Source organism: Rhizobium anhuiense bv. trifolii, assembly GCF_024346605.1.
GTDB lineage: Bacteria > Pseudomonadota > Alphaproteobacteria > Rhizobiales > Rhizobiaceae > Rhizobium > Rhizobium anhuiense.
Window position 1 is genome coordinate 3,792,020 of record NZ_CP098803.1, and the last position, 21,057, is coordinate 3,813,076.

Sequence of the window (21,057 nt, forward strand, 5' to 3'; positions counted from 1 at the left end):
CTATCTCACCCAACCCGCTGCCAGCGCGCCCGCCCAGTCGGCACGGCCCCTTTCGGCGGCCAATGCCGACATCGCCTTATGGTCATAGGCGACGGCTCGGAACTGCCATGTCCATCCGGCCGCCGTCTTTTCCAGAATGGCATAGCTGGCCAGCGGATGACCGGCCTCCACCTTGTGGTAATAGGGCAGTTCGTCGTCATAGGCCGGGCAGCCGACGCTGCCGGGATTGACGATGAGGCGGCCGTCGGAAAGCATGATAGCTCGGGGAATGTGACTGTGGCCGCAGAGGATCAGCGGCAGGTCGACGCCCTCCGCCAGCGCCTCGATCGCTTCGATCGGCTTCAGAAAGACGAAGCCCTCCGGGGAAACCGATTCCAGCCAGTAGAGATTGTCGTCCTTCGGCGTCGCATGGCAGAGATAGACCTCGCCGCGATAGACGGTATCGAACGGCAGGCTACGCACCCAATCGAGATGCGACGACGACAATAGCCGATAGGCGGCGGCATCCGAGGCATGCATGGAAGCCGTATCCTGTTCGATGAGGTAGCGGTCGTGATTGCCGCGAACCGAGGTCAGGCTAAGCGGCATCAGCAGGTCTGCCGTCTTGCCCGCCTCGAGCGGTCCGCTGAAGAAATCGCCGAGATTGACGATCTCATCGATGCCCTGCGCACGAATATCCGCAAGCACCGCCTCCAACGCCAGATGGTTGCCGTGGATATCCGCAATTGCCGCAAACCGCATTTTTAGCTGCCTCGATAGGTGGAATAGCCATAGGGCGAAATCAGCAGCGGCACATGGTAGTGCGCCGTGACATCGGCGATACCGAAGCGGATCGGCACGATGTCGAGGAAGGCAGGATGCGGCAGCGGCGTGCCGCTCGCCCTCAGATAGTCGCCAGCATGGAAGACCAGTTCATAAATGCCGGCCCGGAAGCCTTCGCCAACCAGGATGGGGCCACCGTCGACCCGGCCGTCGGCATTGGTCTCGACCGTCTTCAGATGTCTGCGGATCTCGCCGTCGAGCTGGAAAAGATCGATCCTCAGACCCTCGGCGGGCTTGCCCAGGGCGGTGTCGAGAACATGCGTGGTCAGTCCGGTCATAGGGCTGGCTCTTTGACGATGTAAGAGGTTTCGAAGAAGAATTCTTCCAGATTATTGCCCGGCCCATCGCGGTCGACAACCAGGAAATCTGAGGCTTGGCCGAGCACCATCAGCGGATGATGCCAGACGTTGCGGCGGTAGTTCACGCCCTGATCGCCACGCGCCAGAAACACCTGCGGCCTGCGCGGACGGCCGTTCTCGTCCTCGGAAACGATGACGAGAAAGGAACGGCCAGAGACCGGCGAGAAACTCTGGCTGCCGAATGGGTGCCGCTCCATCATGGTGATTTCATAGGGGAAGGCACGCGGCTGGCCACGAAAGAGGTTGATGATGACGCGTGCGCCTTCGCCCGTCGCTTCAGCGGCGGCCAGCGCGTGAAAACGCTCCGTCGTGCCGCCATTGATGAGCCGCATCGAGGCCGGATCGGCTTCGATCACCTCGCCGAAGGGTGCGAAGGCGGATTTGGTGAGCGGGCGGATCTCGAGAAATTCGGACATGGCTTCACTCGCCTTGGGCATGCCAGTAACGGACAGCGTCGATCGCGGAAAGAAGTTCCGGCAGCGTGCGATACGTCGCCTCCCAGATTTCGGAGGGATTGAGATCGAAGACGTCCTCGAGAATGCGATTGCCCGTGCCACAGATTTTCGTCCATGGCAGGTCGGGATGCTCGGTCGCAAATTCTGGATGTGTGACGAGCAGGCGGGACGCCGCAGCACCGATGGTGAAGTGGCAGAAGGCAACCGCCTTGAAGGTGAGCTTGTCCCCGGCGAACGCCGCCTCATCCATTCCGCCGACGAAAGACAGCGCTTCGGATGCTGCCTCATACATCTCGTTGAGATAATCGATAGCGCGCCGCTCTTTCATTCAGCCTCCGGCAGCATCGATGTCAGCCGTAGCAGCGCGATCCGCTCGACCTGCGCCGTCGCGGTCGCAAATTCCTCGTCCCGATCGTTGCCGATGCGAGTTTCGAAAGCCGACAGGATGTCGTCTTTGCCGAGCCCCTTGACGGCGATGATGAAGGGAAAGCCGAATTTTTCGACATAGGCCAAATTGAGTTCGGTGAAGCGGCCGTGTTCGGCCGGGCTCAGCCGGTCGAGACCGGCGCCGGCCTGCTCCTTCCGGCTGTCTTCGGTGAGTTCGCCTGCTATGGCGAGGCGCCCGGCAAGATCGGGATGAGCCAGCAGCACGCCGAGACGCTCCTCTCGGCTTGCCGCCCGGAAGACGGCCACAAGGGCCGCATGCACGCCTGATGCCGTCAGCGGCGCCGGCAGGTGGCCGGCGTCATAGGCGCGCTCGGCAATAGAAGGCGAATGTTCGAAGACGCCGCCGAAGCGGGAGACAAAATCCTCGCGCGACATCATCAGAGCGCATCCGGCTGATGATGCTTGTGCCAGTGCTCGGCGATCTCAATGCGGCGCGGAATCCAGACCTTCTCGTGCTTCAGCACATATTCGATGAACCGCTTCAGTGCCGCCGCCCGGCCCGGGCGCCCGACGAGACGGCAATGCAGGCCGACCGACATCATCTTCGGGCTGCCCGCCTTGCCTTCCTCATAAAGAGTATCGAAGGCATCCTTCAGATAGGTGAAGAACTGATCGCCGGCGTTGAAGCCCTGCGGCGTCGCAAACCGCATGTCGTTGGTTTCGAGCGTATAGGGGATGATCAAGAAGGGTTTCCCGTCGACGCCCTTCACCCAATAAGGCAGGTCGTCGGCATAGGAATCGGAGGAATAGAGAAAACCGCCCTCCTCCTGCACCAGCCGAAGCGTATTGTCGGAAGGCTTGCCCTGATACATGCCGTAAGGCCGCTCACCGGTGAGTTCGGTGTGCAGCCGCACGGCTTCGAGGATATGCTTGCGCTCCAGATCTTCAGGAAAATCCTTGTATTCCAGCCAGCGGTAGCCGTGGCTGGCAATTTCCCAACCGGCCTCCTTCATCGCGGCGACGGCCTCGGGGTTGCGGGCCATTGCCAGCGTCACGCCGTAGACGGTCGCCTGCACCTTGAGATCGGTGAACATCCGCCAAAGCCGCCAGAAGCCGGCACGCGAACCATACTCGTAGATCGATTCCATGTTGAGGTTGCGCTGCCCAGGCCAGGCGGCTGCGCCGACGATTTCCGACAGCAGGTTTTCGGAAGCCGGATCGCCGTCAAGGATCGAACTCTCGCCGCCCTCCTCGTAGTTGATGACGAACTGCACGGCGACGCGTGCCTCGTCCGGCCATTTCGGATCGGGCGTCAAACGCCCATAACCGACAAGATTGCGCGGATAGGTCTCGGATACCATCAAATCACCTTCTGAAAAGACGGGGAACGGTAGCATCCGCAGCCGGAATGTCGAGACGGAAACTGCGCAACGGGATTTTCCCATTACGGAACAAATCTTTAGCCTGGATATTCAGGCGATCTTGCGCGCGCTGACCTTGCCCATCGGATGCAGCGAATGAACGCGGAAAGGGCCGCCGGTGCCCTCCTCGATCATCAGCGCCACGTTGGAAACCGTGACCGGCTCGCATAACACAGGCTCGAAGATCGTCTGCAGCGCCGGCTCGATGCGCGGCATGTCGATCGCGTTGACAGGGCCTGTCACCGGCATATGAAAGCGGAACTCCTCCATCACGTAAGGGCTACCCCAGCGATGCAGATTGGCAAATTGCGTCGCCGACAGCCCGTCCGGATCGCTGCGTTCGATCTCGGCCTCGCTCAGCGGCGCGCGGAAACGATCGAATTCCTGCACGATCGCCGAGGCGAGATACTGGATCTGCTCGCAGGGAATACTCGGCAGCAGGCTGTAGAAATTGCCGAGCCGGGCGACTTCGATACGCGGAATCTGGAAGGGAACGAAGGTCCCGGAAAAACGCATCAGATCGCGCAAGAGTTGCGCTTCCGACATCTCGTAAGACAAGTGAAATGGCGTCTTCAAAACGCCGTGAAAACCATAGCGCCGCGGCACGGCGGTATGGAAGGCGATCTCGTGAATGCCGAGACCACGAACGGCCGGAGGCTCCACCATATCGCCCGAAAACACGTTGCGGCCAAGCCAACTGGCGGCCACGAGCGATAGAGGGTCGCTCGCCGGGGGCGTGAAGCAAATGGCATAGCGCATGCAATTTCCTCCATCAAGGAAGTGAGCGCCGCTGACTTCAGGCGCTGTCGATGCGCAAGCAGATAGGTGATTTGCATGACAGAATAACGAAACGCAGCGGCGCCTAATTCACGTTTAACGTGAAGCCGCCGCGATGTGGCTTGAAATTGCGAAGCTTTCCGGCAACAAAAATCCGCAATCTGTATCGCCTGCGATTGCTATCGCCGCCTCCGCCAGCCGGTGCGCTAGGCCGAAGCTGACCTTGAAGCCACCGGTCAGCGCGATCAGGCGTGGGTGATCGGGGTGGCGACCGATCATCGGATCCCGGTCGATCGCCTTCGGGCGAAGCCCTGCCCAGCGCTCGACGACCGGGGCGTCGCGAAGGCTTGGCACGATCACCCGCGCCGTCTCGATCAGCATGTCGAGCTGGGCGTCGGTCGACATGGGATCGTCAAAGCGGTTCTCACTGGTGCTGCCGATCGCCACGTGCCCGCCTTCATGTGCGACGACATAGAGCCCGTCGAGAAAGATCGTCGGCAGCGACGGGTCGATATCGGCTTTCAACAGAGCCGCCTGCCCTTTGACCGGCTGGCCGAGCGGCTGCTTCAGCCCGGGCGTCAGCTCCTGCAACAGCGGAAAGGACTGATAGCCGGCGGCAAGGATGCAGCGGCTGAAAGCCAAGCTTTCGCCGCCTATTTCGGCGGTGCCGCGATCGGGATCAAGGCCTGCAACCCTGGCATGTTCGATGATCCGCACGTGTTTTGCCCGCCGCAGGAAGGCGGTAAGCGCCGCGATCAGCAACCGCGGCGCAACGCGCGCGGCGAGCGTGTCGTGCACGAAGCCGCTCTTGCCGGCGGACGGCTCGATCCAGCCATCGACCGGCGGACTGTCGAGCACATGCCAGTGGAAGCGGCGCTCGCCCGCCCGCCAATGGCGCTCGGCGTCTTCGAAATGGCCGCACGCTATGCGGTTGAGATGCGGCTTCGGCAACGGGATCAGCCGCCCGGACCTGGTATAACCGGCGGAAAGCCCGGTCATTGCTTCGAGCGCTGCGATTTCGGCTTCGAGTAGGACCAGCGCATCGAACTGGAACTGCTTCTTTTCAGACCACCGATCCGGCATATGCGGCATCAGCGCGCCGAGCAGGCCGCCGCTTGCGCCTTCGCCCAATCTGCCGGCGTCAGCAATAAGGGTACGGATGCCCCGGCGCTCGGCGTGGACGGCCGCCCAGAGACCCATGATGCCGCCGCCGACGATCAGCAATTCCGAGGATGATTGACCTGAGACCTGCTGAGGATTATCGGCTTTTTCCATGACAGACGTGAACCCCGATCAGATTGGCGCAGGCGCGCCGCAGCCGCTCGAATGGCGCGACGGCGATATGCCCTATTCCACCGCCTTTGGCGATCATTTTTATTGCCAGACGGATGGCCGGCTGGAATGCGGCCACGTCTTCCTCGCCGGCAACGGCCTGCCTGAGCGCTGGAACGGGCGGCAGGAATTCATGATCGGCGAGCTCGGCTTCGGCACCGGCCTGAACTTCGCCGAGACCTGGCGGCAGTGGAAGCTCCACCGAGCCGGCGGCCAGCACCTGCATTTCATCTCCTTCGAGCTCCATCCGATGCGTGGCGAAGAGATCGGCCGGGCGCTGTCGCATTGGCCGGAGATCGATAGCGAGCGCGAGGCGCTGACGGCGGCCTGGCCGCAGACGCCTGCTGGAACCGTCTCGCTCGATCTCGATCCTCAGACGCGACTCAGCGTCGTCTGCGGCCGCGCGCTCGACGGTGTCGCCGCGGCAAAGCCCGGCTTCGACGCCTGGTATCTCGACGGCTTCGCCCCGTCACGCAACGGCGACATGTGGTCGGAGGAACTGATGCGGCTCGTCTGCGAGAAAAGTGCCGCCGGCGGCACGTTCGCCACCTATGCGGCGGCCGGCTTCGTGCGCCGCAACCTCATTGCCGCCGGTTTTGCCGTCGAGCGCCGCCAAGGCTTCGCCGGCAAGCGCGAAATGCTCTGCGGTATCAAGGCGTCCCCCGGTCAGCGCGCGGATTAATAGCTGCTGCGCTCCGGCTGCTGCTCGCTCGTTCCGAGCCATTGCCGGATTTTCTCTTCCAATAGTTCAGGGCTGATCGGCTTCGACATGTAATCGTCCATGCCGGCGTCGAGGCAAAGCTCGCGGTCGCTTTCGAGCGCATGGGCGGTGACCCCGATGATCGGCACGCGGTGCCCCTGGCCCTTTTCCCTTTCGCGGATCGTCTGGGTCGCCTGATGGCCGTTCATGACGGGCATGGAGACATCCATCATGATGATGCGCGGCGTATGCCGCTCCCAGGCAGCGACCGCCGCCTCACCATTCTCGACGACGAGGAAGGAAAGACCCGTTCCCTGCAGGATCTGCGTGAAGACGATCTGGTTGACCTCGTTGTCCTCGGCAACGAGCACGTCGACGAATTCGGCCGCCCGCTTCTGCGGCGCGGGTGCCGGCGGCTTTGCCGGTGCCGCCGCTTCCCTCTGCAGCCGGGCAATCTCGGCCTCGGAGGCCTGCTTGACGCGGCTGGCGCGCACCACTTCGACGACGGTGTTGCGCAGCACGTTGGCGCGCGCCGGCTTCATCAGATGCGCGTGGCCGTTGAGCGCCGCGAATTCCTTTTCCGTGCCGGAAATATCCATCGACGTCAGGAAGATGATCGGCAATTCGACAAAGCGGGGATCGGCGCGGAGCCGGCGCGCGACATCGGCCCCGTTCATATCGGGCATGTGATAGTCGAGCACCACGGCATCGACGGCAATGCCGAGATCGGCCGCCGCCTCGAGGATCGCAAGGCCGGTACCGCCGCCTTCGGCGGCCACGCCGTCGAAACCCCAGAGAGCAAGCTGCTCGGTCAGAATGCGCCGGTTCACGTCATTGTCGTCGACGACGAGGACGCGCGCGCCCTGCACGTTGATCGGCAACGGCTTCGGTTCGATGCGGGCGGCCGCCACCGCAAACGGCAGATTGACGGTGAAGACCGAGCCCTTGTTGCCTTCGCTTTCGACGTTGAGATACCCGCCGAAAAGGTCGACGAGCCCGGCAGTGATCGCAAGGCCGAGGCCCGTTCCCTCATGCCGGCGGGTCGAGGAGGCGTCCACCTGCGAAAACTTGTCGAAGATCGATTCGAGCTTCTCCGGCGGGATGCCGATACCGGTATCCTCGATGCGGATGCTCGCCATGATCTCGCCGCCGTCGGCGGCCTGAAAGCCGAGATCGACGAAGACGTGGCCACGCTCGGTGAACTTGACGGCGTTGCCAACGAGATTGGTGACGATCTGACGGAAACGCCCGGCATCGCCGATCACGGCGGCAGGCAGGTCGGGTGCGGCCCGCACCAGCAGCTCGATGTTCTTCTCGGCGGCATGCGAAGACAAGAGTGTCGCCACGTCCTCCACCGCTTCGGTAATATCGAAGGCGGCCTTGCGCAGTTTCATCTGTCCGGCATCGATCTTCGAGAAGTCGAGGATGTCATTGATAATCGTCAGCAGCGCATTGCCCGATTTGACGATGATGTCGACGAAAGTCTTCTGGCGCGTGTCGAGATTGGTCTTGGCAAGCAGCTCCGCCATGCCAAGAACGCCGTTCATCGGCGTGCGGATCTCGTGGCTCATATTGGCGAGGAATTCGGATTTGGCGCGGTCGGCGGCTTCGGCGCGCGACAGCAGCTGCCGCAGTTCCTCCTCACGGCTCTTCAGCTCGGTGACGTCGGTGAAGAGCGCCACCCAATGCTGCCCCTCGCTGACCGTCGCCTCCATGTTGACCCAGCGTTCCCCGGCGACATGGAAGACGGTGGAAATCGGCTGCCGCGCCGCAATATTGGCGCGCCAGCCCTGCAGGATCTCGGCCGCCGCATCATGGAAATCGCCGCGCACCGCGCAGAAATCGAAGAGCCCGAGCCAGCTCACGCCTGGCTCGATATAGGGGGCCGGAATGCGCAGGATCTCTGAAAGCGCTTCGTTGGATAGCTTGATGATGCCGTCCTGGACGATGGCGATCCCCTGCGACATGGCGCGCGTTGCATCGCGCATCATCTCGCCGACCTGCTCCAGCGCCGCACGCGCCTCGTGGATTTCCTTTTCCCGTTCGCGCACCGCCGAAATATCGGCATAAGAAAGCAGGATGCGGTCGTGGGAGAGGCGGCGGCTGTCGAAGATGACGGATTTGCTGCCCGCCCAGCCGAGTTCGATCGGCTCCGGCTCATCTGTCTCGAACAGGTGCTTGCGGAAGGCGTAGATTTCCTCCGGCGTCTGCGTGCCGTCGTAGCGACCGAGCTCGTAATTGCGGCGGATGACGTCGATGAAGTGGCGACCGTCGAAGCGATCGTCGAGCGGCAGATCCCAGATGCTGTAGAATTCGTCGTTGACGTAGAGAATCCGATGGTCGTTATCGAGGATCAGCACGCCGACCGGCAGCGAACGCAGGATGCTTTCGATATCCCGGTGCAGGATTTCTTCCTGCTTGCGCGACGCAATCAGCGCCTTTTCGCGTTCCTTGAGCGGCGAGATGTCGGAAAAAGAGCCGACGACATAAGTGCGGCCGTCCGCCGTCATGACGCGGTTGACGCGCGAGATGACGGGATAGACGTGGCCGCTCTTGCTCGGCATTTCGCTTTCGATCTCCACCGACGTGCCGTACTTCAACGCCAGCAGGTTTTCCTGATAGATCGCCTCGCCACCTTCCGGCCCGAACATTTCATATTCGGTCATTCCCAGTATCTGGGAGCGGTCGTGGCCGCTGAAGGTGTCGTAATATTTATTGGCATAGACCAGGCGGTGCCCGTCATCGCGCACGAAGACTGCAACCGGTAGGTCCTCCAGGACAGTGCGGAGAACGTCGAGTTCGTTGACGCTCTCGCCCCAGGCCGAATCTCCGGCGGCCGCAGGCTTGGCGCCATTACGGTAGGCGGCGTTGACGACCAGCGGGCGGCCGTCCCCGGCAAAGATGCCGATCGGATGATCAAGCTTTTCCAGCACCTCGCGCACGCGAGCGAAATCGGCGGCGACACCGCTATCGCCAACGGCGCGGCGCGGCGCCTCGCGCACTTCGAAAATGCCGAGCACATAGGCCCGCTCCGGCGACGGAGAGAAGCTTTCGATCTGAATGCGCTCATGGCCAAGGCCTGCCGCATCGAAACAGATGGCGCTTTCCTCGGTGCCGAACACCAGCGCGCGGCGTTCCCTGTCCTCGCGCTCCTCTTCCTCGGGACGGTCGAAGAGTTCGCGGCTGCGTCTGCCGATGAAATCGGAGATTTCGCGGCCCAGAAAACGGGCATAGGCCTCGTTGACGGCGATATAGCGCAGCTCGCTGTTCTTGACATAGGCCGGGGTATCCAGATCAGCGATCCGGCGGCAAGCCAACTCCAGAAGGTCCCCGGCTGATTTCAAAAATATAGCTCCAGCAATGAATGAAATATCGACTACAAAAACTATAACGCCAAGGCTTTTAACAAGGTTTTAACCATAAATTTCGATAGCGAAATTTTACGGGCCGGCTCGCCAATTTCCGGCTCGCCAAGTTGAAGACAACTCACCTTGACCGCCCAGACTTGAAAGCAGGGGATCCGCTGAAATCATGACAAAAATTTAATGCCGAAACCGCTTGCGCGGCCATTGCGGCGCCGTGATCCAGGCCGAGTCTCGACATGGCTTTATTGGAAGCCAGCCATGAAAGGAAAATAGCATGTCCGTTTTTCATAAGACCATGGCGACGGGCCTGATCGCGCTGACCTTTGCCGGCGCCTCGCTCGCCACCGCTACCACCGCCGATGCCCGTCCACGCGATGCCTTCTGGGGCGGCCTTGCCGCCGGCGTCGTCGGCGGCGCGCTGCTGTCCGAGGCCGCCCGTCCCGCCTACCCTGTCTATCCCGCCTATCCTGTTTATCGCCCCTATCCCGTCTATAGGACCTATTACCGGCCGTCCTATTGCCATCTCGAATGGCGGCATGATCGCTGGGGCGATCCCTACCGCGTCAAAGTCTGCCCGGAATAGAGAAGCCTCAATTCGGCGCCGCTTGACCTTCGCAGACGCCGGTCCATGACAGCGCCGCGCGGCTTTCAGACGTGCGGCGCTGTAACACTTTGAATTGCTGCAACGGCAATCAAATGAAACTGGCGGATTTTCATCCGCCAGATCAAAGCCAATCAGACCACATTTTGAACCGTTACGGAGAAAGCTCCTCCAGCACGCGATCCTTGGTTTCTATTGCAAACAGCATGGTGATGATTGCACCGACGATCAGAATGGCTGCGAAGCTCACGAAGACATACTGGATGCCCATGGAAGACATCACCGTGCCGACGAGGATCGGGCCGGTCGATGACCCCAAGCGAAGCCAGGCGCTACCGGTTCCTGTTCCCAGTGCCCTGAGGCGCGTCGGGTAGATCTCTGCCGAGTACAGGTACAAGGAAAATGTGACGGTCTGGACGATCGCATAAGCGAGACCGGCAAGAACCAAAACCTGGATGGGAGAGGTCGCGCCGAGCCATGCGAGGGCCAGCAGCGGCACGGGAGCGAGAAGCAGCGCACCCGTGTACCAACGCTTGCGCCCCACTTTATCGATGAGCAGCGCGCAGATGACAGCCGCGATCACGCCGCCGACTGACGTCAGGAAACCATAGAAGATGCTGGTTTGAAGCGGCAGGTTGAAGACCTGTCGATAAAGGGTCGGCAGCCAGGTGATCGTACCGTTGGCCACCGTATAGGCGGTAAACCACATTGCCCAGATGGAAAGCGTCCGCTTCAGGTAAACGCCCTGGAAGAGCTCGCGCCAGTCTGACGTGCGGCGGACCGGCGCTTGGATGAGCTTCGGTTCGGGCAGTTCCTTGCCGGCGGCACGAGCGCTTTCTTCCATGCGGGTGACGATAGCGTTTGCTTCGCCGTATCGGCCGTTGGCAGCCAGCCAACGCGGTGATTCCTTGAGGAACCAGCGCAGCGGAATCATCAGGATTGCGGGAACGAGGCCGACGACGAACATCGCCTTCCAACCGTAAACCGGTACCATGAAGTAGCCGATCAGCCCGGCGCCGACGAGGCCCAACAAGAACATGACCTCATAAAGGAGGAAGAACTTGCCGCGCCCCTTCGACCCGATCAACTCGTTGATATAGGCGCTGGCGACCGGGACCTCGCCGCCGGTGCCGATCCCCTGGACGAAACGGAAGGCCATCATCATGCCGGCCCCGGCAGCGAACAGGCATGCGACATCCATGCTGACGAAGAGCAGGATCGTGAAGAGAAGAACTTTCAGCCGGCCGACCTTCTCGGCAAGCCAGCCAAACAGGATCGCACCGATCAACTGTCCCAGATAGCCCATCGATAGGATCATGCCGGTCTGTGAGGGGCTCAGGCCCCACTCGCGGACGAGGACGGGCATGGCATAAGCGATAGCGATGACCGTGTAGCCGTCGAAGAACGTTGCGGCGCCGACGATATTGCGCGCCCAGAACACCTCGCGGGTGATGGGGAGGCGCTCCAGACGAGCGCTGATTTCGGCCTGAGGATCAGCGGCATTCGCCGTCTCAGCCGGTATAGGCTGCATGACATTCATTGGTTCCTCCTTCTCGCCCCGTGGCCTACCACTCTCCCGGCCAGGGGCGCTCCTGCTTGATGGTTGCTACTGCGCGTCAGTTTGTCCTGTCAGAGCAATGGCCTTCAAAGACGTTCAAACCTGCCTCGGCGGGTTTCCATGACTTCCTCCTCCCTTTGCAATGCGCCCCTGCGACCTGCGCAGGGGCGTCAAAGAGGTCACTCGGCAGCCAGCAGTTGGTCAACGCGACCAATACCGGCAGCGTCGAAGGCAGCAAAAATCTCCGATTCTGCCTTGTCGCCAAGGCTCTTCAGCGGCTCGCGGATCGTGGCGTGGTCCAGGATACCGCGGTGCACGAGGCCGAGTTTCAGGGCCACAGTGCCTTCCATATGAGAGCCGCGATGATAGACGGCACGCGTCACCGGAAGAAGGCGCTCGAAGATCTTGCGCGCTTCCGGATAGTCCTGCGCCTTGCCGGCTTTGATCAGGTCGATGAGCAACTCCGGCGCGATATTGCCATAGCCGACGAGCAGGCCATCGACATCGAACATGGTTGGCAGCAGCCATTCATCGTGGCAGCTCAGAACCTGCAGCTTTGGATTGGCTTTCTTCAGCTCTGGAATTTCGACATACCAGCGCTTCATATTGCGCACGCCGTTCTTGGTGGCGACGACGCCTTCCTGTGTGGCAATCGCAAGCTGTGTATCGAGATCGTAAGATGCCTTGGTGGCGTCGGGATATTGGAACAGGATGCACTGGAGGCCGGACTCCTGCCAGATTGCCTTGTAGCGATCCTGAGGCGCTCCCTTCTGAAAGCCGAAACGCAGCCAGCCGTGGTTGGGATAGACGAGTGCGCCGGTGGCACCCGCGGCTTTGCATTTCCTGGCCTCTTCAGCGGCGACCTTCGTGCCTTCACCGGTAATCCCGGCAATGATCGGAACGGCACCGTCGACTGCTTCAACATATGTGCGGATGAGAGCAAGGCGCTCCTCTTCCGTGAGGAAGGTGCCCTCGCCGGCATGGCCGAGGATGACGAGGCTTTTGACGCCTTCCATCGAGACCAGCCATTTGGCGAGCTTGGCGTTGGCTTTGTGATCAACTTCGCCGTCACGGGTGAAAGCGGTAACGGGGGCCGGGCTCAGCCCGCGCATATCCATCGGTTGCATATTGGTCTCCTCCTTCGTGCGATCGCGGTTCACTCGCGATCGCTATAGGATCGTTTACGGGAACGTTCCCACTATCGTTCTTGAATTTCCTGGAGTCAATATCTTTTTTGGTGCATGCTGAGAGCGGCGGCCCAATGCCGACTCGTATGGAAAAGGCTCAATGAATTCAAAAGCGGATGAAGTTCCGGGACAGACCCGCGTCACTATTCACGGCGTGGCTGCCGCAGCCGGCGTCTCCAAGTCTACCGTGTCCCGCATTCTGGACGAGAGGCTTCCGCGCTCCGACAGTGAGACCGCGCGGCGCGTGCGCAAGGTTGCCGAAGAGCTCGGATACGTTCGGGATGTTTCTGCAGCGAGCCTCAGGCGCGGCAACACGATGACGGTCGGGGTGATTGTACCCAGGCTGACGGATACGGTCATGGCCATGCTTTACGAAGCGCTGGCCAAGGCCTGCAGCCGTAGTGGCCGCTTCGCGATTGTCGCAACGACCGACGACAAGCCAAGAGCAGACCGGCTTGCGGCCGAGTCTCTATTGAAGCGGGGTGTCGATGGATTGATTCTTTCGACAGCGCGGGAAGACGATGACTTTCCGGACGAGCTGGCAAAACGCGGCATTCCCTATGTCCTGGCGCTCCGAACGGATGGCCACAGCCTCTCGTCAGTCGGCGATGACAGGCTCGGTGGCTACCTCGCGGCCCGCCATCTCCTCGATCTCGGCCACCGCAGAATTGGCGTCATTGCCGGTCCATCCTATGCCTCCAGTTCGCGGGGGCGCGTGGAGGGTTTCCGCCACGCCCTGGAAGAGGCTGGATTGAATGCAGATCCCTCATACATCATTCCCTCGACATTCGGCATCGAGTCCGGTGCGGTAGCCGTCGAGACACTGATGCATCTCAGTCCACGTCCAACCGCCGTTTTCGCCGTCAACGACAATACTGCCATCGGCGCTTTGTCGGGACTGACGAAACTTGGCCTTTCCGTGCCGCAGGACATCTCGATCGTAGGCTATAACGACATTCCGATTGTCAGCCACCTCCCCACACCGCTCACGACACTACGGGTGCCGTTCGAGCAAATTGCATCAAACGCCCTTGATCTTCTTGCAGGTGACAACAGTCCTGCCGAGGAGCGCATTCGGATCTCGGCCCCCACCCTCATTCCAAGGAAATCGACGGCACCGTTGCGTTGAAAGGTCGCGAAGTCGCGCGCTTCCGCTATCTGCACCCGATTGCTCGGGTGGATGCGATCACTCTATTCTCCAACAAAGGCCAGCTGTTTCGCAGACCAAGCCGCCCTCATGCGGCCGCCGCATAGAGGAAGGACCCCAGCATGCCGGAACCGCTCAAGAACCTGCTGCATGAAGCGCTGGTCGGCGATATGGCCGATCGTATTGGTGGCAACGCGTCGGCTTTCGACAGAGACCGTTTCGTGACGCTGGCGACCAATGGCCTCACGGCGCTGGAACTGATGGAGCGCTCGGCGCTGATCCGCGACGCGCTGTTTGCGACGCTTCCCGATGATTTCCGCGAGGCCGCAGCCATTCTGATGGCAAGCCTGCCCGCCACCGGCAGGCCGGGGCTCTCCGGCTGGATGCTGTTGCCGGTCAATCAGTTCATCGCTGCGCGCGGCCTTGATCATTTCGATCTCGGCCTCGACCTGCTGAAGGCGCTGACGCCGCATTTCACTGCCGAATTCGGCATCCGGCAATTCATCCACCGCGACCAGCAACGCGCACTCGCCATCATTTCCGGCTGGGTCGGCGATCCCGACCGGCATGTGCGCCGGCTGGCGAGCGAGGGAACGCGGCCACGTCTTCCTTGGGCCATGCGCCTGCCGCAGCTCGTAAAGGACCCGGCGCCGATCCTGCCCATTCTGACCGCGCTGATGGATGACCCGGAGGATTATGTGCGCCGTTCCGTCGCCAACAGCCTGAACGACGTCGCCAAGGATCACCCCGATATGGTCGCCGCCTTCATCGCCTGTCATATCGATGCCGCTTCGCCCGAACGCCGCTGGCTGCTGAAACACGCCTCGCGCACGCTTCTGAAGAAGGGCCACGCGCAGGCGCTCACCAATTTCGGCTTCGCCGCCACCGCTTCGCTCCAATGCGAATTACGGCTCGTCAACGGTGAGGTGATGTTCGGCGAAGGGTTGGATTTCGAAATCCGGTTGACGAATGCCGGCGAGGTCCCGCAATCGCTGATGATCGACTACGCCATCCACCATATGAAGGGCGACGGTTCGCTCTCGCCCAAGGTCTTCAAGTGCAGGACGATCACGCTCGCGCCCGGGCAAAGCCAGACGATTGAGCGCCGCCACGCCATGCGGCCAATCACGACGCGGCGCTATTATCCCGGCAAACACCGCATCGCCATCCTCGTCAACGGCGCGGAGACCGCATCGGAAAGCTTCGTCCTCGTTATGCCCTCAGCTGACCCAGGCTAAGGCTTTCTTGTGCACCGCACTTGACTTTCCACGCGAACTAGCCCAAATGCGGGTCAGCTTTCACCCTTCCGGCCGCCGCGTGAGCGTGCCCCTGCTAAAAAATACGGACGCAGGAAGAAGGGACAAAAGCGCATTTCGATAGAGCGCCGCACTCCCATGAGCGGCCAGAAGCGCTGGAAAGCTTTTTCCAACTCACAAGTTCCCACTTCACGCGGGGTTCTTGACGCCAGAATGAAACCGGATCGCATGGTGCGTTCCGGCAATAGTCGTTGTGGCGCCCCGAAAGGTTATGCCTTGACTAATTTTGAATCGCTTGGTGTCTCCAAGCCGATCGTCGCTACTTTGTTCCAGCTCGGCATCGAAACGCCGACACCCATCCAGGAACATGCCATTCCTCTCCTCCTCGAAGGCCGCGACCTGATCGGCCTCGCCCAGACCGGCACAGGCAAGACCGCCGCTTTCGGCCTGCCTCTCATCGAAAAGCTGCTCGCCGACGAACGGCGTCCCGACAACCGCACGACGCGGACGCTGATCCTGGCCCCGACCCGCGAACTGGTGAACCAGATCGCCGAGAGCCTGAAGAAGTTCATCCGCAAGTCGCCGCTGCGCATCAATGTCGTCGTCGGCGGCGTTTCGATCAACAAGCAGCAGCTTCAACTCGAAAAGGGCACCGATATCCTCGTTGCCACGCCTGGCCGCCTGCTCGACCTCGTCAATCGCCGCGCGATCACGCTGACCACGGTCCGCTATCTCGTGCTCGACGAAGCCGACCAGATGCTCGACCTCGGCTTCGTGCATGATCTGCGCAAGATCGCCAAGATGGTGCCCAAGAAGCGCCAGACCATGCTCTTCTCGGCCACCATGCCGAAGGCGATCGCCGATCTCGCCGGCGAATACCTCGTCGATCCCGTCAAGGTCGAAGTTACGCCTCCGGGCAAGGCTGCCGACAAGGTCGAACAATACGTCCATTTCGTCGGCGGCAAGAACGACAAGACGGAACTGCTCCGCAAGTCGCTGACTGAAAACCCGGATGGCCGCGCCATCGTCTTCCTGCGCACCAAGCACGGTGCGGAAAAGCTGATGAAGCATCTCGAGAACATCGGCTATTCCGTTGCCTCGATCCATGGCAACAAGAGCCAGGGTCAGCGCGAACGGGCGCTGAAGGCCTTCCGCGACGGCAGCATCAAGACGCTGATCGCCACCGACGTCGCCGCCCGCGGCATCGATATCCCGGCCGTCAGCCACGTCTACAACTACGATCTGCCTGAGGTGCCCGACGCCTATGTCCACCGCATCGGCCGCACGGCGCGCGCCGGCCGCGACGGCATCGCCATCGCCTTCTGCGCCCCTGACGAAGCCAAGCTGCTGCGTGACATCGAACGCCTGATGGGCATCGATATCACCGTCGCAAGCGGCGAACCTCCGGCCAACATGAACGCCACACCCCGTCGTGCCAACGGCAACGGCAACAACCGCAATCGCAATGGCGGCCAGGGTCGCGAAAGTAATGGTCGCGGCGAAGGCCGTGGCGACCAGAATCGCTCCGAGCATCGCGGCAACCGCCAGGAGCGCCGCCCGCGCCCCGAGCGCCCGACCAGCCGTAACGAGGATTTCCGCGGCCAGCGCCGCGGCGAAGTGACCCCGGATCTCGGTCCTGATAACGATCTGGTCGCAACCTCCGACTTCCGCCCCTCGGCAAAGCCGCAGCGTCCGGCGCATCACGGCGCCCACGCCAATGGCGAACCGAGCGGTCATCACCGCGGCAATAATCGCCATGCCCACGGCCGCCCGGCCCGCAAGCACGGCGAAGACCGCGGCCCGCAGCAGGCCCAGGGCGGCGAACCACGCCGCGACGGCAACGGCGGCAACCGCCGCGGTGGCTCAGGCTCCCGCAACGGCAGCGGCCAGCGCCGCGAACGCGCCTGATCGTTGAACGACTGAAAAGCGGAAAGGCCGGGGATATCTCCGGCCTTTTTGTTATCTCCGCATCATGCTTTCCGAGAATCGGAATCGATTTTCAGAAAGCATGATGCGAGGGTTGAAAGTGTTAGGGTGTCTTTTCTGCGTCCGAAAGAACGCACAGGCTCTATACCTCGACGGGCCTATGCTCGCTGACCGCCCGGCGGTTGGTGAGATAGACGCCTGTCACGACCACCACGGTGCCGACGATCAACGGCAGGGTCAGCGGTTCCCCGAAGGCGATGAAGGCCTCGAGCGCGACGGTCGGCGGCATCAGGTAGATCAGCGAGGCGGCGCGGGACACCTGGCCGCGACGGATCAGATGAAGCAGCAGTCCGACCCCGCCCATCGACAGGCCGAAAACCGACCAAATGAGCGCGCCATAGGCCTGCGCGGCGCCATCGAAATGCTGATGCTCGAAGATGAGCGAAAGCGGCAGGGTGAGGATCAGCGCGCCGATATATTGCAGGGTCGCGATCGTTCTGAGGTCACCGGATTGCAGATGTTTCTTCTGGTAGAGCGTGCCGTAGGTGACGGACGCCATGGCGACGAGGTTGATCGCCAGCGGCAGGGCGGCATGGGTGAGATCGGCGGTCGCCGGATCGAGCAGCTTCGGCGAAATCGCAATGGCAATGCCGATGAAGCCGAGAGCAAGGCCAAGTTTCTGTGCCTGCTGCAAGCGCTCGCCGATGAGGAAAGGAGCCGCCATCGCCGTCAACAGCGGCTGCAGTGCCGCGATGATGCCCGATATGCCGGCCGGCACCCCGTTGGCGATCGCCCACCAGAGACCGGCGAGATAGAAACCATGCAGGAAGAAACCGGAATAGATGGCGCGCAGCGCTGTCGCCCGGCTTTTGGGCCATCGCGCCCGCACCGCCAGGCAGAGCGCCAGAAACGCCGCCGCCGACAGCGCGTAACGTATCGAAAGAAAGGTGAAGGGCTCGGAATGCAGCGAGGCATATTTCGCCACCACCCAGCCCGTGGACCAGAGCAGGACGAAAACGGCGGGGGCAAGGCGATCGAGGGACATGGCGGCTCGCAATAAAAGCTTCCCTGTGCTGATAGCGGCACCCCGTAGCCGCAGTCAAAGGCGAAGCGTTGATGCTTATTTGAAATTTCGCTGATGCAAGGACCCGATGGCGGTTCTGCAGAGGTCGGCGAGCCTCGCGCGCATGGCCATATTCGATCGCCTTGGCCGAACGAAAAACGGTCATATGCTCAGATTTTACGCAGGCACCTTGGATGAATATCCGCCATGCCGCAGCGCATCACGTTAAATGCCCAGATTTTCACCCGTTTCCCGCAGCGCAAAATCTTTTCCCCGAACTGCGCATGGTTCTTGCATTGCCATTTGCGTTGTATTCAAATGAACAAAAAAGGGGAGCCGCGCTTTTGGCATTTGATGAAATGATTACCGGGGACGAAAGCCCTCGCCCGCCTTATGACAAATACTTCGAGTGGTACAACAGCCAAGACCGGGCGCATCTGATTGCCAAGTCCCGCGATGCGGAAAACATCTTCCGGAAGACCGGCATCACATTCGCGGTCTACGGCCATGCCGACAGTTCCGAAAAACTCATCCCCTTCGACATCATTCCCCGCATCATCTCCGCCCGCGAATGGCGCAAGCTCGCCCAGGGCATCGAGCAGCGGGTAATCGCACTCAACGCTTTTCTGGACGATATCTACCATAAGCAGGAGATCATCCGCGCCGGCCGCATCCCGCGCGAACTGATCGAGAACAACGTCACCTTCATCCCCGAGATGATCGGCTTCCGTCCGCCCGGCGGCGTCTACACCCATATCGTCGGCACCGACATCGTGCGCACCGGCGAGGACCAGTTCTACGTGCTTGAGGACAACGCCCGCACGCCCTCCGGTGTCAGCTACATGCTGGAAAACCGGGAAACCATGATGCAGATGTTCCCGGAACTGTTCCACAAGAACAAGGTGCAGCGTGTCGAGGATTATCCCTATCTCTTGCGCCAGAGCCTCGCCTCGCTTGCTCCTCCCGGCTGCACCGGCAAGCCGCGCGTCGCGGTGCTGACCCCCGGCATCTACAATTCGGCCTATTACGAGCATTCCTTCCTCGCCGACATGATGGGCGTCGAACTGGTCGAGGGCTCGGATCTGCGCGTCATCGACGGCAAGGTGAAGATGCGGACGACCCGCGGTTACGAGGCGATCGACGTGCTCTACCGCCGCGTCGACGACGACTTCCTCGATCCCCTGACCTTCCGGGCCGATTCCGCGCTCGGCATTCCCGGCATCATGGATGTCTACCGTTCCGGCAACATCACCATCGCCAATGCGCCGGGCACCGGCATTTGCGACGACAAGGCGATCTATTCCTATATGCCCGAGATCGTCGAATTCTATACTGGCCGCAAGGCCCTGCTCGAAAACGTGCCGACCTGGCGTTGTTCGGAAGCATCAAGCCTGAAATACGTGCTGGAACATCTGGAGGAGCTGGTCGTCAAGGAAGTGCACGGTTCCGGCGGCTACGGCATGCTTGTGGGACCGACGGCATCGAAGAAGGAACGCGCCGATTTCGCCGAGAAGCTGAAGGCCAAGCCGAACAATTACATCGCCCAGCCGACGCTGTCGCTCTCCACCGTGCCGATTCTCGTCAACAAGGGCATCGCGCCGCGCCATGTCGACCTTCGCCCCTATGTGCTTGTATCCGACAAGGTTCAGATCATTCCGGGCGGGCTCACCCGCGTGGCGCTGAAGCAAGGCTCGCTGGTGGTCAATTCCAGCCAGGGCGGCGGCACCAAAGACACCTGGGTATTGGAGGACTGATGCTCGGAAGAACCGCAAACGGCCTCTACTGGATGTTCCGTTACATCGAGCGTGCCGAAAATATCGCCCGCCTGATCGATGCCGGGTTGCGCATGTCGCTGACCCGCAGCAGCACAGGCGATGACAACTGGGATGGCGTGCTGCAAAGTGCCGGCGTGCGCGAGGCCTATGACGAGGGCCACACGAAGCTGACGAACGCCGACGCGATCGACTATCTCTTGCGTGATCGCGCCAATCCGTCGAGCGTCATGTCCTGCATCGAGTCCGGCAGAAACAATGCCCGCATGGTGCGCACGGCTCTGACGCGCGAGACCTGGGAAGCCACCAACGAATGCTGGATCGAGCTGAAGTCTCTGCTCGAAAAGCGCGTCAAGGCGGCCGACATGCCGGAGGTGATCGACGTCATCAAGCGCCGTGCCGGCCTCATCCGCGGCGCCTTCCACGGCTCGACACTGCGCAACGAACTCTATAATTTCGCCCGCATCGGCACCTTCATCGAGCGGGCCGACAATACCAGCCGCATCCTCGACGTGAAATATTACGTGCTGCTGCCCTCGGTCTCATCAGTCGGCTCCTCTCTCGACAATGTGCAGTGGGAATCGATCCTGCGCTCGGTCTCCGCACACCGGGCCTATAGCTGGGCCTATGACGGCGAATACCGGGCGATGAACATCGCCGACTTTCTGACGCTGAATGTGCAGATGCCGCGCTCGCTTGCCTATTGCTATGAGAAGATCGTCAGCAATCTCGGCTATCTCGCCACGGATTACGGGGAGCGGCTCGCCGCTCACGATACGGCGGACGCAATCCGCACCACACTGCAGACGAGAGCGATCCGGGATATCATGGATCAGGGCCTGCACGAATTCCTGGAGGATTTCGTTGCGCGCAACAACAAGCTCGGTGCGGAAATTTCCGACGGCTACCGGTTCTATGTATAAGCGGAT

At 61.4% G+C, this 21,057-nt stretch carries 20 protein-coding genes; 8 read left to right on the top strand and 12 right to left on the bottom strand.

Annotated elements, in window-relative coordinates; translation table 11 throughout:
- From NE851_RS27435 to NE851_RS27470, 8 genes are all read right to left on the bottom strand, one after another.
- A complete protein-coding gene (locus NE851_RS27435; protein WP_254959166.1) occupies window positions 1-741 on the bottom strand; it encodes a metallophosphoesterase family protein in 741 nt (246 codons plus the stop codon).
- A gap of 2 nt (window positions 742-743) precedes the next feature.
- Window positions 744-1,100, bottom strand: coding sequence for a hydroxyisourate hydrolase (gene uraH / locus NE851_RS27440; RefSeq protein ID WP_028759000.1), 357 nt, complete (start codon window positions 1,098-1,100; stop codon window positions 744-746).
- Complete coding sequence (locus NE851_RS27445; protein ID WP_438270077.1) at window positions 1,097-1,597, bottom strand: ureidoglycolate lyase; 501 nt, start codon at window positions 1,595-1,597, stop codon at window positions 1,097-1,099. Before NE851_RS27445 ends, uraH begins: the two co-directional genes overlap by 4 nt.
- 4 nt (window positions 1,598-1,601) lie before the next feature.
- On the bottom strand, window positions 1,602-1,964 hold the full coding sequence (locus NE851_RS27450) for a HepT-like ribonuclease domain-containing protein (protein WP_047611413.1): 363 nt from the start codon (window positions 1,962-1,964) through the stop codon (window positions 1,602-1,604).
- Complete coding sequence (gene uraD / locus NE851_RS27455) at window positions 1,961-2,461, bottom strand: 2-oxo-4-hydroxy-4-carboxy-5-ureidoimidazoline decarboxylase (RefSeq protein WP_254959171.1); 501 nt, start codon at window positions 2,459-2,461, stop codon at window positions 1,961-1,963. The genes NE851_RS27450 and uraD overlap by 4 nt, the downstream gene beginning before the upstream one ends.
- Window positions 2,461-3,384: an allantoinase PuuE gene (gene puuE, locus NE851_RS27460; RefSeq protein ID WP_254959173.1), complete on the bottom strand. Its 924-nt coding sequence runs from the start codon at window positions 3,382-3,384 to the stop codon at window positions 2,461-2,463. Before puuE ends, uraD begins: the two co-directional genes overlap by 1 nt.
- A 111-nt stretch (window positions 3,385-3,495) precedes the next feature.
- Window positions 3,496-4,203, bottom strand: coding sequence for a DUF1045 domain-containing protein (locus tag NE851_RS27465; RefSeq protein WP_254959175.1), 708 nt, complete (start codon window positions 4,201-4,203; stop codon window positions 3,496-3,498).
- 114 nt (window positions 4,204-4,317) lie between these two features.
- Window positions 4,318-5,496, bottom strand: a complete 1,179-nt coding sequence (locus NE851_RS27470) for an NAD(P)/FAD-dependent oxidoreductase (protein WP_183904810.1) — start codon at window positions 5,494-5,496, stop codon at window positions 4,318-4,320.
- On the opposite strand from NE851_RS27470, the gene mnmC2 reads away from it, so the two are divergent.
- The gene (gene mnmC2, locus NE851_RS27475) at window positions 5,495-6,235 is read left to right on the top strand and encodes a tRNA (5-methylaminomethyl-2-thiouridine)(34)-methyltransferase MnmC2 (protein WP_063474471.1); all 741 of its coding nucleotides are present in this window, start codon (window positions 5,495-5,497) and stop codon (window positions 6,233-6,235) included. The genes NE851_RS27470 and mnmC2 overlap by 2 nt on opposite strands.
- On the opposite strand, the gene NE851_RS27480 is transcribed toward mnmC2, so the two are convergent.
- Window positions 6,232-9,597 (bottom strand): response regulator, encoded by a 3,366-nt coding sequence (locus NE851_RS27480; protein WP_254959178.1) that lies wholly within the window; start codon window positions 9,595-9,597, stop codon window positions 6,232-6,234. The genes mnmC2 and NE851_RS27480 overlap by 4 nt on opposite strands.
- A gap of 295 nt (window positions 9,598-9,892) precedes the next feature.
- On the opposite strand from NE851_RS27480, the gene NE851_RS27485 reads away from it, so the two are divergent.
- Window positions 9,893-10,201, top strand: coding sequence for a hypothetical protein (locus NE851_RS27485; protein WP_063474469.1), 309 nt, complete (start codon window positions 9,893-9,895; stop codon window positions 10,199-10,201).
- 172 nt (window positions 10,202-10,373) lie between these two features.
- On the opposite strand, the gene NE851_RS27490 is transcribed toward NE851_RS27485, so the two are convergent.
- The gene (locus tag NE851_RS27490) at window positions 10,374-11,759 is read right to left on the bottom strand and encodes an MFS transporter (protein ID WP_097542045.1); all 1,386 of its coding nucleotides are present in this window, start codon (window positions 11,757-11,759) and stop codon (window positions 10,374-10,376) included.
- Window positions 11,760-11,956: 197 nt separating this feature from the next.
- The gene (locus NE851_RS27495) at window positions 11,957-12,904 is read right to left on the bottom strand and encodes a dihydrodipicolinate synthase family protein (RefSeq protein WP_254959183.1); all 948 of its coding nucleotides are present in this window, start codon (window positions 12,902-12,904) and stop codon (window positions 11,957-11,959) included.
- 160 nt (window positions 12,905-13,064) lie between these two features.
- Here NE851_RS27495 and NE851_RS27500 point away from each other — a divergent pair, with 160 nt between their 5' ends.
- The 3 genes from NE851_RS27500 to NE851_RS27510 all read left to right on the top strand — a co-directional run bounded on the left by NE851_RS27500 (window position 13,065) and on the right by NE851_RS27510 (window position 17,275).
- Complete coding sequence (locus NE851_RS27500; protein ID WP_063474466.1) at window positions 13,065-14,093, top strand: LacI family DNA-binding transcriptional regulator; 1,029 nt, start codon at window positions 13,065-13,067, stop codon at window positions 14,091-14,093.
- Window positions 14,094-14,233: 140 nt separating this feature from the next.
- On the top strand, window positions 14,234-15,349 hold the full coding sequence (locus NE851_RS27505) for a DNA alkylation repair protein (RefSeq protein ID WP_254959187.1): 1,116 nt from the start codon (window positions 14,234-14,236) through the stop codon (window positions 15,347-15,349).
- Between the two features lie 246 nt (window positions 15,350-15,595).
- On the top strand, window positions 15,596-17,275 hold the full coding sequence (locus NE851_RS27510; protein WP_254962452.1) for a DEAD/DEAH box helicase: 1,680 nt from the start codon (window positions 15,596-15,598) through the stop codon (window positions 17,273-17,275).
- A gap of 160 nt (window positions 17,276-17,435) precedes the next feature.
- On the opposite strand, the gene NE851_RS27515 is transcribed toward NE851_RS27510, so the two are convergent.
- Window positions 17,436-18,338: a DMT family transporter gene (locus NE851_RS27515; RefSeq protein ID WP_097542041.1), complete on the bottom strand. Its 903-nt coding sequence runs from the start codon at window positions 18,336-18,338 to the stop codon at window positions 17,436-17,438.
- Window positions 18,339-18,563: 225 nt separating this feature from the next.
- On the opposite strand from NE851_RS27515, the gene NE851_RS27520 reads away from it, so the two are divergent.
- Genes NE851_RS27520 through NE851_RS27530 form a run of 3 tightly spaced genes read left to right on the top strand, consistent with a single transcriptional unit; the run spans window position 18,564 to window position 21,051 of the window.
- Window positions 18,564-18,719: a hypothetical protein gene (locus NE851_RS27520; protein WP_254959192.1), complete on the top strand. Its 156-nt coding sequence runs from the start codon at window positions 18,564-18,566 to the stop codon at window positions 18,717-18,719.
- Entirely contained in the window at window positions 18,701-20,110 is a 1,410-nt protein-coding gene (locus tag NE851_RS27525) for a circularly permuted type 2 ATP-grasp protein (RefSeq protein WP_047611432.1), read from the top strand. Before NE851_RS27520 ends, NE851_RS27525 begins: the two co-directional genes overlap by 19 nt.
- On the top strand, window positions 20,110-21,051 hold the full coding sequence (locus NE851_RS27530; protein WP_047611433.1) for an alpha-E domain-containing protein: 942 nt from the start codon (window positions 20,110-20,112) through the stop codon (window positions 21,049-21,051). The genes NE851_RS27525 and NE851_RS27530 overlap by 1 nt, the downstream gene beginning before the upstream one ends.
- Window positions 21,052-21,057 lie beyond the last annotated feature (6 nt).